14 protein-coding genes and 2 tRNA genes are annotated in these 15,305 nt (G+C 62.9%); 9 read left to right on the forward strand and 7 right to left on the reverse strand.

Features of this window, described 5'->3' with window-relative positions:
* The first annotated feature begins 18 nt into the window (after positions 1-18).
* The gene (locus AAFP32_RS11465) at positions 19-1,299 is read left to right on the forward strand and encodes a M20 family metallo-hydrolase (RefSeq protein ID WP_350269247.1); all 1,281 of its coding nucleotides are present in this window, start codon (positions 19-21) and stop codon (positions 1,297-1,299) included.
* 104 nt (positions 1,300-1,403) lie between these two features.
* Here AAFP32_RS11465 and AAFP32_RS11470 read toward each other — a convergent pair whose 3' ends face one another.
* Together AAFP32_RS11470 and AAFP32_RS11475 are read right to left on the reverse strand one after the other, a co-directional pair.
* Positions 1,404-2,087, reverse strand: a complete 684-nt coding sequence (locus AAFP32_RS11470; protein ID WP_350269248.1) for a hypothetical protein — start codon at positions 2,085-2,087, stop codon at positions 1,404-1,406.
* A gap of 44 nt (positions 2,088-2,131) precedes the next feature.
* The gene (locus AAFP32_RS11475; RefSeq protein WP_350269249.1) at positions 2,132-2,986 is read right to left on the reverse strand and encodes a hypothetical protein; all 855 of its coding nucleotides are present in this window, start codon (positions 2,984-2,986) and stop codon (positions 2,132-2,134) included.
* 186 nt (positions 2,987-3,172) lie between these two features.
* On the opposite strand from AAFP32_RS11475, the gene AAFP32_RS11480 reads away from it, so the two are divergent.
* Together AAFP32_RS11480 and AAFP32_RS11485 are read left to right on the forward strand one after the other, a co-directional pair.
* Positions 3,173-4,492 (forward strand): glutaminase, encoded by a 1,320-nt coding sequence (locus AAFP32_RS11480; RefSeq protein ID WP_101619607.1) that lies wholly within the window; start codon positions 3,173-3,175, stop codon positions 4,490-4,492.
* A gap of 60 nt (positions 4,493-4,552) precedes the next feature.
* Positions 4,553-5,371 carry a siderophore-interacting protein gene (locus tag AAFP32_RS11485; protein WP_350269250.1) on the forward strand — a complete coding sequence of 273 codons (819 nt, stop codon included), beginning with the start codon at positions 4,553-4,555 and terminating at the stop codon, positions 5,369-5,371.
* 280 nt (positions 5,372-5,651) lie between these two features.
* On the opposite strand, the gene AAFP32_RS11490 is transcribed toward AAFP32_RS11485, so the two are convergent.
* The 5 genes from AAFP32_RS11490 to AAFP32_RS11510 form a co-directional block, all read right to left on the reverse strand.
* Positions 5,652-7,817 (reverse strand): choice-of-anchor I family protein, encoded by a 2,166-nt coding sequence (locus tag AAFP32_RS11490; protein WP_350269251.1) that lies wholly within the window; start codon positions 7,815-7,817, stop codon positions 5,652-5,654.
* A gap of 184 nt (positions 7,818-8,001) precedes the next feature.
* Positions 8,002-8,928 (reverse strand): dihydrodipicolinate synthase family protein, encoded by a 927-nt coding sequence (locus tag AAFP32_RS11495; RefSeq protein WP_350269252.1) that lies wholly within the window; start codon positions 8,926-8,928, stop codon positions 8,002-8,004.
* Positions 8,925-9,221 (reverse strand): hypothetical protein, encoded by a 297-nt coding sequence (locus AAFP32_RS11500; protein WP_350269253.1) that lies wholly within the window; start codon positions 9,219-9,221, stop codon positions 8,925-8,927. The genes AAFP32_RS11495 and AAFP32_RS11500 overlap by 4 nt, the downstream gene beginning before the upstream one ends.
* Before the next feature lie 310 nt (positions 9,222-9,531).
* Positions 9,532-9,960 carry an organic hydroperoxide resistance protein gene (locus tag AAFP32_RS11505; RefSeq protein ID WP_101619604.1) on the reverse strand — a complete coding sequence of 143 codons (429 nt, stop codon included), beginning with the start codon at positions 9,958-9,960 and terminating at the stop codon, positions 9,532-9,534.
* 249 nt (positions 9,961-10,209) lie between these two features.
* Positions 10,210-10,282 (reverse strand) — tRNA-His (locus AAFP32_RS11510).
* Between the two features lie 224 nt (positions 10,283-10,506).
* Between AAFP32_RS11510 and AAFP32_RS11515 the strand changes: the two genes are divergently transcribed.
* The 6 genes from AAFP32_RS11515 (at position 10,507) to AAFP32_RS11540 (ending at position 15,176) form a co-directional block, all read left to right on the forward strand.
* A complete protein-coding gene (locus AAFP32_RS11515; protein WP_350269254.1) occupies positions 10,507-12,195 on the forward strand; it encodes a hypothetical protein in 1,689 nt (562 codons plus the stop codon).
* A 109-nt stretch (positions 12,196-12,304) separates the two neighbouring features.
* The gene (locus AAFP32_RS11520) at positions 12,305-13,870 is read left to right on the forward strand and encodes a hypothetical protein (protein ID WP_350269255.1); all 1,566 of its coding nucleotides are present in this window, start codon (positions 12,305-12,307) and stop codon (positions 13,868-13,870) included.
* A gap of 38 nt (positions 13,871-13,908) precedes the next feature.
* Complete coding sequence (locus tag AAFP32_RS11525) at positions 13,909-14,226, forward strand: hypothetical protein (RefSeq protein ID WP_350269256.1); 318 nt, start codon at positions 13,909-13,911, stop codon at positions 14,224-14,226.
* Between the two features lie 93 nt (positions 14,227-14,319).
* The gene (locus AAFP32_RS11530; RefSeq protein ID WP_350269257.1) at positions 14,320-14,610 is read left to right on the forward strand and encodes a DUF3618 domain-containing protein; all 291 of its coding nucleotides are present in this window, start codon (positions 14,320-14,322) and stop codon (positions 14,608-14,610) included.
* Complete coding sequence (locus AAFP32_RS11535) at positions 14,603-14,923, forward strand: co-chaperone GroES (protein ID WP_350269258.1); 321 nt, start codon at positions 14,603-14,605, stop codon at positions 14,921-14,923. Before AAFP32_RS11530 ends, AAFP32_RS11535 begins: the two co-directional genes overlap by 8 nt.
* A gap of 180 nt (positions 14,924-15,103) precedes the next feature.
* Positions 15,104-15,176: transfer RNA gene (locus AAFP32_RS11540), tRNA-Lys, on the forward strand.
* Positions 15,177-15,305 lie beyond the last annotated feature (129 nt).

Genomic DNA, 15,305 nt, shown 5'->3' on the forward strand with positions numbered 1-15,305 from the left:
CATCAGAAAGGCTCAACGATGAGCACGATCAACCCGGTAGCACAACGCTTCGAATCCGAACTCGCCGAGCTGGCGACCCTCGTCGACTCGGACCGACCGGGCTGGACGAGGCGAGCGCTGAGCGAATTCGACATCGCCGGCCGCGACTACGCTCTAACACTGATGAAGCATGCGGGCCTGGCGACTCGGGTCGACGGTGCCGGCAATGTCATCGGGGTGCTGCCCGGTCGCCTAGGTGGGCGAGAGATCATGCTCGGGTCCCACACCGACACCGTTGATGGTGGTGGACGCTTCGATGGGATCACCGGTGTCCTCGGCGCCATCGAGGTTGTGCGCCTGCTGCGGGAGAACGACGTTCGACTCGACCATGACCTCGTGGTCGTGGTCTTCTTCAACGAGGAACCCAACGACTTCGGCTTCTTCTGCGTCGGCTCCCGAGCGATGACCGGACTCGTCGACCGCACCACTCTGACTGCCACGGACACCGATGGCCGCAGCCTCGCCGAGGCCCTGCCCGACTCCGGCATCGACCCCGAAGCCTTCCTCGATGCACGCTACGACTTCTCGAAGGTCACCGCGTTCCTCGAACTCCACATCGAGCAGGGGCCGGAGCTGGAGCGGATGGGCAAACAGATCGGTGTGGTTGAGGCGATCACCGGGATCAACCACTTCAAGGCACTCTTCACCGGTCGCCAGGACCACGCCGGCACGACCCCGATGGATGTCCGAGCCGACGCCGGGTGTGCAGCCGCCGGCACCGTGCTCGCCGTGGAATCGATCGCAGAGTCCGGGACGAACACTCGCGGCACCAGTGGTCAGATCCAATTCACACCCGAGGCCGTCAACGTCGTCTCGGCCAACGCCAGCGTCGAAGGCGAATTCCGCGGCCCCGACGGTTCATGGCTGCAGGAGGCACAGCGGCGGCTCACCGATGCCGCCAGCCAGAACGCTGACAAACGCGGTGTGCATGTGGAGATGGAGTGGACGACGGACGATGCGCCCGTGCCCCTGCACGAACCGATCACCTCAACCATCGCCGAGGTGGCCACTGACCTTGGCCATACACGCGCCACCATGTTCTCCGGTGCCGGGCACGACGCGGGGATCATCGCCGCCAAGACGCAGGTGGGCATGATCTTCGTGCCCTCTCGTGATGGTCGCAGCCACTGTCCCGAGGAATTCACCGAACTCGCTGACATCCTGCCCGGAATCGAGGTGCTGCTCGAGACCGTGCTGCGCCTCGACGGAGTTTCACCGTCAGGCCGGGCTGCGGGCTCAGGCGGAGCACAGCTCGCGTGAGTCAGGTCGGTGGTGACACCACCGGGTGCTGAGACAGCGGAGAAGGCCAGTGATCCGATGTGAACTATCGCGAGGACGAAGGCGAACCTCGTGCCTGCCGACCCTCACTTCGTCGTGTCGATCGTCGGCTCGATGAGGCCTGCTTCCTCAGTGTCGAGACTGATCCGCACGGCGTCGGTCTCCGCGAGTTCGCCACGCCCGATCAGCCACTCGTCGCCGGACTTAGTTCCGCAGGGCTCGCCCTTCGGCGGCCAGTCCTCGCATTCGACTGCGGAGATCGGTTCGCCTGATTTCACGACCACGTCCCCGGACACCAAGGGTCGGAAGTAGACGACAACTCCCCCGGCATTCGTCTTCGCCTGAGCGGAACCGACTGCCGCGCCGGTGACCTGGTAGTCGACGGTGCCTTCGTGCTCTCCTTCGGTGAATTCGTCCTCGGCGGAGATGCTGACGGCGTGGATCATATGGTCAACGTCCACCTCGGCGGGTTCACCATCCATGGTCATCGCGGGGTCTGAGTACTGTGCACGAAGGTAGGGCGGCAGCACGGACTCGGTGTCGGGCAGGCGAAAGCCGTCGTGGACGGTGCCGCCGAAGGTGAAGTCGTAGTCCCGGGCCAGTTCCATGGTCTGGTCGATGTGCACTTGATAGCTGCCATCGGAGTCGATGGTGATGGTGTGCGTGGCGGCATCCCCCATGTACGGGTTGGGTGCGGCTAAGACACCATCGGCGGTGACCGCGCCCATGAAGGTGGCCAGGACGGTCGCTGAGAGTGCTGCCGTGCCCACTGCCCACTTCGATGGTCGGATTCTCGAAATTCTACGCCCCATGATCAATTCCTTCGATGTTCGTAGACGGGAATCGGCTCGGTCTGCAAGGTGTCCGGGGCTGCGAACCCGATGGCACCGATGCTGCTGGTCATGTCCTCCTGCCAGGTGAGTCTGGTCCCACCCTCGGCGAAGCGATGCTTGTCCAATCCACTGCAGTCAGCGTCGGGCTCGAACTCCATATTGTCCGGCAGGCACCGGATCGGACCGCCTGCTTCCAGAGAGACGGTGCGGATGCTCGGCGCTTCATTCGAGCCAGAGGGAAATTGCAACGGCAGGACGAAGAGCTCGTGTCCTTCGACGTTGAGGTACACGTCATCAAGGATGTAGGAGACGTCGACGACGTGGCGGCCCTTGGTCCACATCACGTTCTCACCTGGCGGATGCGGATTCGCAAACTCATAGCCGACGTCATCGTAGAAGAGATCATCGACATCGGAATCATCACGTGTCACGTTCAGTTGGGCAACCTCGACGGGATCGTTCTTCGTCGACTCCTCAACCGTGTCCAACTCCCGGGCTGAGACCTCGGAGGCCCGTGGCATGACGGCGTAGCGCGGGACATCGCCGTCTCCTGCCGGCCAGCCGATCGACTCGCCGCCGAGATACCAGAGAATCGGGCGGTCAGCACCTTCGGGAGCATCGAAGATCAGGCGTTCACTCACCTGCAGTGTTCCATCGGCCTGCGGCGCTGCGGTCACGGTGATCTCCTCGGGAGTCAGCGCCTGCTGGGGAAGTCTGACCCGGTCCGGCAGCACATCGGGGATCCGAGTGATCATCGAGGACACGATGACGACGACCACGAGAATCGCTGCGAATCCGATGGCACCGGCGATGATGATCTTGATTGGCTTCGGCATCTTCTCACCGTATGATGCGACGTTGCGGTGCCGGTGACAATCTGGTGCCAGTTCTGCCACACACTCCAGCTGCCTGCGGCCCCGCCGCAGTCGGCTCCCCACCTGCATGGGTGTGTGAGAATAGCAGTCGGGCAACTGGCGCCCCCAGCACAAGCAACCGAACTTCATCACACTCCAGGAGGTGCAATGCGATCCCCTATCCCTGATTTTTTGGACGAGACGCTCGATCGTCACAGGTCAGACCGGTCCGGTGCGAACGCGGACTATATTCCGGATCTGGCTGCGGCCGACCCCGAGAAGCTGGGCATCTGCCTCTCCACCCTCGACGGGGTCGAATACACCTCCGGTGATTCGGATTTCGAGTTCTCCATCCAGTCGATGTCGAAGCCCTTCATCTACGGCATGGCGATCGAGCAGGAAGGGCTGGCCGCGGTCCTCGACATGGTGGGCGTCGAGCCCAGCGGAGAGGCCTTCAACGAACTCTCCCTGGACAAGATGTCCGGCAAACCGCTCAACCCGATGATCAATGCCGGTGCCATGGTCACACATTCGCTCCTGGGCGAGCCGGGAACCTCACTGGCCGAGCGCATCGAGATCGTGCGTGCCGGCCTGTCCGAGTTCGCCGGCCGACAGCTGCGCGTCGACGATTCGGTGGCTGAGGGCGAATGGGGTGAGGCCTACCGCAATGTCGCGATCGCCAATATGCTCCGGTCCTACGGTGTCTACACCGACCAGCCCGACGAGGTGGTCCAGGGCTATATCGCCCAATGCTCGATCCTCATCACCACCAAGGATCTGGGAATCATGGCCGCCACTCTGGCCGCTGGCGGGATCAACCCCATCACCGGCAAGCAGGTGCTCTCTCCCCGTGTGAACCGACAGGTCCTCGGTGTCATGATGACCTGCGGCATGTACGACGCTGCCGGTGACTGGATGACTGAGATCGGCGTGCCCGCCAAGTCCGGTGTCTCCGGCGGAGTCTTCGGGGTCCTGCCCGGGCAGGTCGGAATCGCGACTTTCTCTCCGCGTTTGGACAAACACGGGACGAGTGTTCGCGGAGCCAATATCTTCCGGACGCTCTCACGTGAGCTGAGTCTGCACATCATGGACGCCCCCGAACCTGCTCGCTCGATCATTCGCCGTGACCGCCGCTTCGTGGACTCTCAGGGAGTCATGGTCCGCATCTGCAGCCTGCAGGGCCTCATCCAGTGGAGCGGTGCCGAAAACGTCATTAGGACCATGGATGCTCCCGAATCCAACGTCGAGGTCGTCGTCCTGGACCTGCGCCGTGTCAACGAGATCAATGGAGTGGCCAGACGAATGTTCACCGAGGCGATGAGCCGCCTGGAAGAGGACGGCAAACGGATCGCGCTGATGGACCCCGAGGACATGCTCCTGTGCAAGAGTCCGAACTCGCCCCTGCCCGATGTCGAATACGTCGACTCCCCCAAGGCGCTCAAGGGACTGCGGCGGCTGCGTGAGGACTGGTCCCAGAGAGCCGTCTGACAGGGTCTGACATGATCATTTGCTAAGGTGAGGCTAACTTACCCCATAGGAAGGCTCTCAATGTCGACCACTCCCAGCACGCCCGAACGCTCAGCTCGACCGCCCCGCCCACAGGCGGTCATGTCGGTGCAAGAGGTCGCAAAGATCACCCCGAATCTCATTCGGATCAAGGTCGGCGGAGACGGTTTCGACGCGATCTCGAACAATGAGGCGACAGACAAGTACGTCAAACTCATGTTCGCCGATCCCCAGCACGGGCTGACCCCGCCCTACGATCTGACTGAACTGCGGGAGAATTCTCCCGAGAAGCTGCCCCGCAAACGCACCTACACCGTGCGGGAGATCAACGAAGACGAGAAATGGCTGTCGCTGGACTTCGTCATTCACGGCGGCGAGGGCGTTGCCGGGCCCTGGGCCACGATGGCCCAGCCAGGCGACACCATCGTCATGGTCGGCGCCGGCGGCAAATACCAACCCGACCCTGTCGCTCCCTGGCACCTGCTCATCGCCGACCACACTGCGATCCCCGCAGTGAGCACGGCGGTTGAGGCCATGGACACCCAGGCGAGGGGAATCGTCATCGCTGCCGTCGCAGACGAAGCCGACCGGCTGCTTCCCGAGACTCCTGCTGGCGTCTTTGTGGTCTGGGTCGACAACGACGATGAGCTCATTGCAGCTGTTCGCGGCCTCGACTGGCGTGAAGGCACTCCGCAGGTCTTCGCCCATGGTGAGCGGGAGACGATCACGACGATCCGACGGGTGCTCAAAGAACACGAGGTGCCACGCGAATCACTGTCGATCTCCGCCTATTGGGCGCGCGGTCGCGCCGAGGACCAGTTCCAGGCCGAGAAGCGCGAACCCATCGGCAAGATCGACTGACGCCGAACCAGCTGAATCGGCGGCACTGACTGGAGACGCTGGCCAATCGTGAAAACGACGGTTGATTCCCGCGTGCGGGATGGGGACGGTGGTGGTTTCGAGCTCAGGGTGCACCAACCTCGGGGCTGAGAACAACCGAACTCTAGGTGGCTGTCTGATGTGGCCGCTGAGTATGCAGTCAGGCCACCGGTGCGATGTGGAGACCATAGAGAAGGCACAGGTCGTGCTGTCACCACTTTCCCAGCAGCGGGGAAGGACCTGATGCAAAGTCAAGTGACATCTAACGGCGCTTGGTCACAATGAACGCGATGATTCCGATGGCGATGAGCGCGAAAGCGATACCGCCGATGAGCAGGTACTGACCGAGGTCGGCACCGGTCTTCGGCAGTGAGCCGCCGTTGTCATCCTTGCCATCGTCGTCGACTGAGGCATTGCCCTCAGGCCCTTCGACCGAGGCACTTCCACCCGCCGAGGTGGTGCTGCCCGAATCTGCTCCCTCAGCTGATGCTTCCGCACCGCTTCCGGACGCGCCGTTCGAACCGGCACTCGTGGAACCGGACCCGCCGGAGTCCGCATCCGCGTCTGCGCTCACCGGCGTGCCGTCAGCGGCCGAGCCGGAGCCCTCGGCCTCAGAGTCGGAGTCTGCCGCGGCGCCATCAGCACCCGTTGCAGCCTGCGAGTCCGATCCCGCTTCCGAGTCCCCGCTGTCGTCGTCCTTGAGATCGGCGACCGAGTACAGGCTCGTGGTGCCTGAGACTTCATTGCCGACGACCAGCGCCGCCTCACCACTCGGAGACTCGTCCCTGTTCAGGAACGTGAGTCCTTCAGGTCCCAGGTCACCGGCGCTCGAGAGCAGTGCGCCCGGGTCTGAGGCATCCTCGATCTCGTCCTCGACCGAGACGGAGAAGTCCCTGTTGTTGAAGTAGGTCACGAACTCCGGCTGTGACGGGTTGCTGAGGTCGAAAGCGGCGATTCCGCCGACGCGTTCGAAGCCGAGGAACGCGTAAGTCGTCTCCCCCACCTCGCCGACGGTCAGCGCTTCGGGCTCTGGACCCTTGTCGTCGCTGCGACCTTCGGAGTTCGACTCGGAATGGTTCGAGTTGAAGAAGTCGGGGATCGCCTCGGCGGTCATCTGCTCGAAGGTGTCACCGGAATCGGCAATCAGCTTCCCGTCGGTGGTCCACACGGAGAATGACCGTGCGCCGAAGGCATAGAGCTCGTCATAGCATTCGCCGCTCTCGTTCAGGCCCATGTCGGTGATGATGTTGAGCCGGCCCAGATCCTCATCGTCGAGTTCGTCGGCCAATGGCGAGTCGGCGCACACCGGGGCCAGCCCGTCATCGCCGAGGTCCTTGACCCTGGCCGCGTCGACGAAATCTCCCCACTCACGCGAGTCGCCTTCGTTCGCTGTGACCAGGTAGTCGGTGCCACCGGAGGAGAACGTCGAGATCGTGTCCGGCATGTACGCGCCCCTGAGACCGGGATACGTCTCAATGTTCGTCTCGGGAGCGTCTTTGGGATCCCGGTCGGAGGCGTCGAGACCGTTGCCGGCTTGTCCGTGATCCTTGTATCCCAGGGGCAGGATGTCGGTGACCTCCGCCGAGGCGATGTCGACGACGGCGATCGAGTTCGCCTCCTGCAGCGTCGCGTAGGCCTTGTCACCGGCAATGGTGATGTACTCGGGCTCGAGATTGCGCGAGATCGGGTGATCGTCGTGCGGCTCGGGCCCGAAGATCCGAACATCGTCGGGCAACGTCCTAGCCCCGCCCTCCTCGAAAGCGTGGAAGTCAGCTGTGTGCACATCCGATTCCTTCGGGGCGGCCACCTCGGCGGGCAGATCCACCACCGTCACCGAGCCTTCGGGATCGGTGGAGAAATCCTCGGCTGGTTCGCCCTCATTGGCGACCAGCGCATGCGCGCCGTCGGGGGTGACTGTGACCATGTCGGGCAGTGATCCCGCAGGTACGGATCCGAGCACCTTTGCCGAGGGGGTGCTGGCGTCGAAGAACAGCAGAGATCCGGTCTTCGTCTTGTCCTCGTCTTCAAGTGCGATGACGCCGAGTCCGTCATCGCGGATAGCGACGGAGTTCGCGACTCCCGGCCCGGTGATCTCCCCGAGCTTCTCCGGCTCGGCAGGGTCGGAGAAGTCGATGATGTCGACGGTCGCGGCCTGCGCGTTGACCGTGTAGACGGTGTCTCCGTGGACAGCCGTGATCTCTGCCGCGGATTCATCGAACTGGCCGGTCTCGTAGGAGCCCAGGCTGTCGAGCTCGAGAGCCGCATCCGGGGCGGAATGGCTGATCGGATCCGGGACCTCGGCCGCCTGCGCAGCTCCGCCGCTGACTCCGGTGAGTCCCACGCTCATTCCTGTGGACAGCAGCAGTGCGGCCAGTCCGGCCGTGATCGTGTGCGGTGCGGACGGAAGCGGTGAGGGCGGATGTGCCATCGGATCTCCGGTGGTCGAAGCGGGCGTGGGACGGTTGTGCCCACAACCATCCATTCATAGGCACGCAGTCCTGCCCATACCCCAACTCCCGGTGGACGGGGAATGAATACGCCGCCGAGGCGGGCACCCGGCCGCATCTCAAGGTCGGATCCGTTGCACCCGCGAAGTCGGACCTCGCCTGAACTCAGCTGAGTTCGAGGCGGTCGACCACCTCGGCAACCCTTCGCTTCTGATCGTCGTCGAGGCCGAGGAGCGGCAGCGGCAGGGAGTGCGGGCGGACGAGGCCGAGATGCTCGGCGACTGCGGCGACCACGCGCAGGCTGCCGCCGAAGTCGGAGAACAGGTCCCACAGCGGCTGGAGTGCGGCCGACAGCAGTGCGGCCTTTTCAGTCTCACCGGCGAGCGCGGCGCGGGTGATGTCGGCCATCGGCGTCGGCAGAGTGCCACCGATGGCCGTGTACCAGGCATCGCATCCGGCGTTGAGTCCGGCGGCGCCGAACCCGTCCCCCGAGACTCCGATGCTCACGTGGTCACCGACGGCGGCGCGGATCTCATCCACACGCTGCGTCCAGGCATCCGGGGCAGCATCGAAGCCGGGAATCTTGATTGATGCGATGCCGTCGAGGGCCGCCAGGCGTCCGTAGAGCTCAGTGGTGAACGTGAAGTGGGTGGTGCCCGGGTTGTCGTAGACGACGAGCGGAAGATCGGTGGCGGCAGCGACGGTGCGGAAGAGTTCGAACACGTCCGCCTCAGTCAGGCTCTGGTAGCTGACCGGTGCGAGGAGCAGTCCCTGAGCCCCGGCTGCCTGGGCGGATTCGACGTTGGCGAGCACGTCCCGTGTGCGCAGGGCACCGACGCCCACGAGCACGGGCGTGTGACCGGAATTGGCGACGGTCAGTTCGGTGACGCGCGCTCGCTCATCGGTGCTCAGGTAGGCGTAGGAGCCGGTTGATCCCAGCGCGGTGATCGAGTCGACTTGGGCTGCGACGAGGCGCTCGAGCAGGCCGACATACTCCGCTTCGTCGATCCTCTCGTCATGGATCGGCGTGAGCGGGAAGGCGCTCAGGCCGGTGAAGAGGGAGCGCTGAGTACGTGGAGTCTGGTCGGTCACGTTGAGTTCGTCCTGGTGGTCGAGGTGGCTGCGGCTGCGATGCAGTGTTCGAGTGCGCGGAATTCGGGCTGCGCGGCGAAATCCATCACGGCTTCGGCACCGAGGGAGTTTCTCAGCTGCGGGAGCAGTGCGTACTCGGTCTCGTCGACGATGATGAGATCGCCACGATCGACCACCTCGGCGGGCAGAGGGAGAGCGGGAGCCGCGTTGACGACGAATCGGCCTTTCACACGGCTGGCGAGTTCGGTGATGAGGTCGAGCGAGATCTCGAGCTGGGTCAGCACCGTTTCCATCGACCATGATCAGAGCCGTGCCAGTCTCGGATTCGATGACGGCAATGTCATCGAGCTGGCCCCCTGCTCGTGTCGGGGCTTCGCGCATCGCTGTCCCCGAGGCATCGGTTCCGACGGCGCCCGCGCTGTAGACGAGCTGTCCTCCCCCGACGGTCTCGCCGGGGCTGGGCAGGCGGTGCGTGGTGGCGGTGATGTCGGCGTTGATGCTGCCGACGACGGTGAGGTCGAAGTCAATACTCATGAGTTCTTCTCCCACTCATCTCGGCACCCGAGAGATCTCTCGGGTGCCGAGATGGTCAGAGCTTGCTGGTCAGGAGCCGTTGACGACGAGCTCGACCGGAATGTTTCCGCGAGTGGCCTTCGAGTAGGGGCACAGCTCGTGGGTGCGGTCGACGACCTTCTGCGCGGTGTCCTGATCAGCGCCGGGGATGGTCACGGTGAGCTTGACGCTGATTCCGAAGCTCTCCCCTTCCTTGCCGATTCCGACTTCGGAGTGAACGACGGACTTCGAGGTATCGACCCCGAGCTCCTTGCCGGCCAGGCCCATGGCGCCCTGGAAGCAGGCTCCGTAGCCGACGGCGAAGAGCTGCTCCGGGTTGGTTCCTCCACCGGGTCCGCCCATTTCCTTGGGGCTGCGCAGATCGACGTCGAGTGCCTTGTCGTCCGTGGCTCCATGACCGTCACGGCCTCCCGTGACTTCGGCCTTTGCGGTGTAGGCGATGCTCTCTGGGGTATTCATAGCACGTCTCCTGTTCGTCGAATCGTGATTCACAGATCGGGTCCTTCACGAAGAAGGCACCTGCCACCGAGTATTGTCACTTCACCGACGGAAGTCCAGAGGAGTGGCTCTGTGATCAGCTGCGCAGTCCGCGCGATCAGGCGTGCAGTCCGCTAGACGGCCGTCCGATGCTCGTCCAGCAGAGGAGCAGGGATGCGAAAAGCCCCGGACTCCTTGAGTTCTCTCGGAGTCCGGGGCTTGTCAGCTCGGGGTGAGTAACGGGACTTGAACCCGCGACATCCGCGACCACAACGCGGCGCTCTACCAGCTGAGCTATACCCACCACATGCGCTGCACACAGGTGCAGACAGCAAGATACATCCTAACCTCACTCAGGCGGCCGGGCAAACTCACAGCGCATATGGTGCACAATGAGACACAGATCTCCTGACGTGCAACGATTCAGTAGCGATGTATAACGGTTTCGACCAAACGGTAGGCGCACCCGCTGGTATTCAATAGGATTGTCCCGGCCCCACCGTCGATACTGCTCAAGGAACCCAATACATGGCTCGTGCGCTGATCTCCGTCTCTCAGGACGGGTTCACCTATCTCACCCTCAATGGTGCGACGAGTCGCTATTCCGACACCGGGCAGGCCATGACCTACCTTGGCGACTATGCCAGGGAGACCGCGACCCAAGTGCCCGTGACCATCGACGACGGCAAACAGGAAGTTGACGTCCTCCTGGACGAGACTGGCAAGATCGCGCCCGCCGCTTCTGCATCCTCCACTCCTCCCCCCTCCCCGTCGAAGGAAGATTCCTCGTCGACCGCCCCTTCTTCGACCGCACCTTCAACCGCGCACGCGAACACCTTGGCAGAGGAGAGCACGACCACCTCGGCGACGGACAGTGCACCTGCCGACGCGGAGACGTCACGGGCCAAGGACGACGCTGAGGCGGGCAACGGGGAGGACTACCCCCTGGGCACGCCGTTCTCCGGACCCGCAGCTCCTTCGGCTCCGAAGGTGAAGCGGACTCGGGTGCGCAAGCACTCGAGTCGACGCAATCACTCACAGCGGAACCCGCCCCAACAGCTGAAGAAGATCACCGTACCGGGCCTCGTGCTCATCGGCATCGTGATCCTGATGATCGGGGCGTTCGTCATCCCGAACATCGTCCCCGCCGGTTCCCAGGACTCACCGCAGACGATCGAATCGGAAAAGCAGATCAATCCGGCCTCCAAGCTCTCGGTCGACAAGACCGAAGACATCGTCCCCGGCTTCGACAACTCCCCGAAGTGGGAGACGAAGATCTCCAAGGACGCCTCGGTGACCGCCTCGGATCGCGGTGTGCTCGTCGTCGACGGGGACACGCTCGAAGTCCTCGACTCCGAGACGGGGAAGACCCGCTACTCCGGAAAGACCAGCGAGGCCCCGACGTTCGCGGTCGACACGATCATCGACGGCAAACCCGCGCTGCTGTGGCAGGCCGGTGACACGGCCAAGGCGCTCATCGACGGTGCGGACAAGCCCAAGACCTACCACCTGCCGGAGAATGCTCGCATCACATCTGCCGGTACGAGCGTCCTCATCAAGTCGGGCAACCGCCTGTCCACGTTCGGCGCCGACGGGCTCGTGAACGTACCGACTCCCGAATCAGGGTCGACGCCCATGGCAATCGAGAACGACGAGCTCTTCAGCTCAGACTGGAATGGTCCGGTTAAGGCGAAGAACATCAAGTCCGGTGATGAACGCTCCATCAAGCTCGAAGCTCCCGCCGACGGGCTCCAAATCATCAAATGGGTCTCTACCGGCCACGGCAAAGCGGTCACGCTGTGGGGTGAGCAGGGTGCTTCGACGAATTCCGGTCACCGCATCCAGCTCGTCATCCACTCCCTGGAAGACGGCTCGATCCTATCGACCGTCACCACCACGACCGACATCGTCGGCGAGATGTCATGGGTGCGCGGCCAGGGCGGAAAGCGAGCCTACATCGGCCCGTACCTCTTCGACCTGGAATCCGGGCTGCTGCTCATGGACACCTCCAGCAAGGACATCCACCTGTCTGAACCGCGGGGCACGATCGTCCCCTGCACCGTTGGCGAGGCCTCCTGCCTGTTGGCGGGCAAGCACGCCTACCGCACAGACACCAACCTGTTAGCACTGACCGACGACGGCGCAACCGCCATTGTCGACGGCAACGATTCCACGATTCGCGCCTATGAGAAGACGTCCGACTCCGGCGAGAAGTAGACAATGACTTTCTCACCCTTGCCGCAGCCATTATGATGGACGGCGACGTGCCTGTCCGTCATGCCCCCTTGTATGTTTGATGCCGGAGCCCCCACCGCAAAGGAACACAGTGCCAATTAGACACGAGTTCAGCCGCACAGCGGCCGCCCTCGGCACTGCTCTTGCCCTGGTATTCCTGCCGATCACGGCCACAATCGTTCCTGCAACCGCCGCACCCACTCCGACTGCGGAGGCGGAGGCAAGTGCTTCCGCGACTGGGAACACTGATTCAGAAGCCGGAGATTCAGCCGACGGTAAGGATGCTGCGTCTGCGGCGGATTCGGGTGGGTCTGGTAGCAACGAACGCACCGATGCTGGGGCAGACGAGGACGAGACCAAAGATAAAGCTTGTAGCCCCGAAAAAGAATTCACCGACGGTGATCCTCCATGCAAGACCGCCAAACCGCTAAAAGCGACCTGGGACGAGGACGAGCAGACACTTAAGCTAGCGACGCCGGATAGCAAACCCGGAAGCATGCCTAGGAGCTGGGAGGGCGCAAAGTTCGATGGTCCTCCCCAGAAGGAAGTTGGCAAGCGCTGGCCGACTCAGACCAGCACCGACGACAGCGGAAACCCCGTGCCTGAGGCAGCAGCAGAAGCACCCGCCAAGTACTCGCTCAATCAAAATGGTGTAGTTATTGACGCCGAAAGCGGCAAAGCGATGCGCTTCACAGATTTCGACGGTCCACCCGAGCCCGCGTGGACCTTCACCTCGAACGGCAAGAACATCACCGTCGCGGGTGAGTCGTACCCCCCAGATCCCGGCGACGATGCCGACAGTGACCCTGATGCGAACGCAGATGAGAACCCCAACGCCGACGACAATACCGACGCTTCCGGTGCCGATGGGAAAGACAAAGACTCGTCCAGTAACGCGGATACGAGTGCATCCGAGGACTCCAACGCAGATAGCAACGACACCGGCTCGAAGAACGCCACCGCCTCGACCGACAGCAAGAACGCGAACTCGAGCAGCTCCTCGGACAGCAAGTCCTCATCGAAGGCGTCTTCTGACTCCAACGCATCAGACTCAGCACAGGCCGATTCGAAAGACGCTGACGCTTCGTCATCGTCAGACGCCAATTCGGCCAAGAAGAATTCTGATTCGAATTCCTCGTCATCCTCGGACGGCTCTAATTCCGACTCTGATTCCGGCAACTCCGACAGCGTAGGAGATGCCGGTAACGACGGCAGCTCGGACAAGGACGGCGGGCAAGACGACAAAGGCTCGGCAGACACGGACGGCTCCGGAACAACCTCGGGAGATGAGGGACCAGACGGTGAGAACACCACCCCGGATCCTGCGACCGGAAACGGCTCATCCGATACACGCGACCAGATTCCCGGAGATGTCGGCAACGATTGGATGCCCGGAAATAACGACCCCCCTCCTCCGGACTACTCGGACCCCGTCCCGCAGAACCCGGACACACCAGTGCCTGACGACGACACGGACCTCATCACCGGAGGCGACACGCCAGAGCCTCGCAGCGACAAACCATCATCGCCCTCGTTCGGTGAGTCGATTGTGTCAACGATTGTGAGTTCGTGGCCGGTCTTCATCCTTGCTGCCTCAGGCATGGCCGCTGTCGGCTTCATCATCTGGCTCGTCGGGCGACGCAACAAGCAGACCTGAGCCCAGCGCACCGGTCCCTGGTGTCCTCAGATCTCAGCATGGACGCCTACGACTCAGAACTCCAGGTGATCACCACAGCCGGTGCAGGCTCCCCGGTCGTGATCGCACCCATCGGGAAGGACAGCCAGGCCCTGCTCCGGCCTACTTCGACAACACCGACCACGGCTCGCTTCCCATCGGCATCACCTCGGCGCAGTCCCCACCAACTGAGCCAGCTGACACCGCAGACTCTGCCACTGATTGCCGGTTCGAGCGTCAACGGCTATATCGCCAATCTGCGCCAGCACTCTCCGACTATGCCCGAGGACGCATGTGTCGAAGTCGTGACTTTTCGGCTCTCCGCAGCCAATATCTGACACTGAGAGAACCAAGCGGTTAAGCTTGACACGAGGCACTGTGGCACCCCGTCACGTGCATGAATGTATTCTCGACCCGGAGGACATGCCCCGATGACTGACAATGTCTACACCTCAGATGTGACCGTCGACTCAGCGTCACCGACACAGCTGGCGGAATCGATTCGCCTGCGCGAAGAGCGCATCGCGGACAACATCGATGAACTTGTGGGCCGCGTCCACCCGAAGGTCCTCGCAACTCGAGCCGCCAACAAAGCGAAGGCCAAGGTCATCGACGAAGAGAGCGGTTCGGTCAAGCCTGAGGCGATTGCACTCGGCGTCGGCACCGTCCTCGGCGTGGCCGCTCTGATCGTGGGCTTCTCCGGCCGCAGCAAGCGTGGCTGAACTCCCTCTGCCCATCCGCATGCTGCACGACCGGATCCTCCTGGATCCGGGTGAAGAGGCCGGGGAGCGAAAATCCTCGGCTGGGATCGTCATCCCGGCAACCGCCAGCATGGGGAAGCGTCTCGTGTGGGGCAAGGTCGTCGCGGCCGGCCCACACGTGCGGCAGACCAACCTCGGCGATACCGTCCTCTACGACCCTGAGGAACTCGCCGAGGTGGAGCTTGAGGGGCAGGCATTTGTGCTCCTGCGTGAACGCGACGTCCACGCGGTCTCAGAACCGGCGGAACAGTCGAGATCCGGGATGTACCTCTGACGCTGGTCGGCTGAGGCCTTATCAAGGGGACTCTTGATCAGTGGGTTGAGGGTTCACGTCCCGGACTTGACCTGCAGGTATGCGAGCTACCTCACAAAACCTCACATAATCCGTTCTCGGTTTGCATGAACCCTGGGAACCTGAGTAATATTAATTCTCGTTGCGCGACATGCGCAGCTCGCACCTCTAGCTCAATTGGTAGAGCAACTGACTCTTAATCAGTGGGTTCCGGGTTCAAGTCCCGGGGGGTGCACAGCAAAGAAACCGCCGTTCGGATGATCCGAACGGCGGTTTCTTGTTTGTCTCCTATGGCACGCGTCTGGGGAGGTGCCAGTCGGCTAGTGCTGGCGTCGAACTGGTGACTTGGCCGCAGTTCGGACCG

Source organism: Brevibacterium sp. CBA3109 (assembly GCF_040256645.1).
In the GTDB taxonomy this organism is placed as follows: Bacteria; Actinomycetota; Actinomycetes; order Actinomycetales; family Brevibacteriaceae; genus Brevibacterium; species Brevibacterium koreense.

Excerpts from the sequence above, each read along its gene's own strand:
- AAFP32_RS11465 (WP_350269247.1), top strand. The coding sequence starts at position 19 with ATGAGCACGATCAACCCGGTAGCACAACGCTTCGAATCCGAACTCGCC.
- AAFP32_RS11475 (WP_350269249.1), bottom strand. The coding sequence starts at position 2,986 with ATGCCGAAGCCAATCAAGATCATCATCGCCGGTGCCATCGGATTCGCA.
- AAFP32_RS11480 (WP_101619607.1), top strand. The coding sequence starts at position 3,173 with ATGCGATCCCCTATCCCTGATTTTTTGGACGAGACGCTCGATCGTCAC.
- AAFP32_RS11485 (WP_350269250.1), top strand. The coding sequence starts at position 4,553 with ATGTCGACCACTCCCAGCACGCCCGAACGCTCAGCTCGACCGCCCCGC.
- AAFP32_RS11490 (WP_350269251.1), bottom strand. The coding sequence starts at position 7,817 with ATGGCACATCCGCCCTCACCGCTTCCGTCCGCACCGCACACGATCACG.
- AAFP32_RS11500 (WP_350269253.1), bottom strand. The coding sequence starts at position 9,221 with ATGGAAACGGTGCTGACCCAGCTCGAGATCTCGCTCGACCTCATCACC.
- AAFP32_RS11505 (WP_101619604.1), bottom strand. The coding sequence starts at position 9,960 with ATGAATACCCCAGAGAGCATCGCCTACACCGCAAAGGCCGAAGTCACG.
- AAFP32_RS11515 (WP_350269254.1), top strand. The coding sequence starts at position 10,507 with ATGGCTCGTGCGCTGATCTCCGTCTCTCAGGACGGGTTCACCTATCTC.
- AAFP32_RS11525 (WP_350269256.1), top strand. The coding sequence starts at position 13,909 with ATGGACGCCTACGACTCAGAACTCCAGGTGATCACCACAGCCGGTGCA.
- AAFP32_RS11530 (WP_350269257.1), top strand. The coding sequence starts at position 14,320 with ATGACTGACAATGTCTACACCTCAGATGTGACCGTCGACTCAGCGTCA.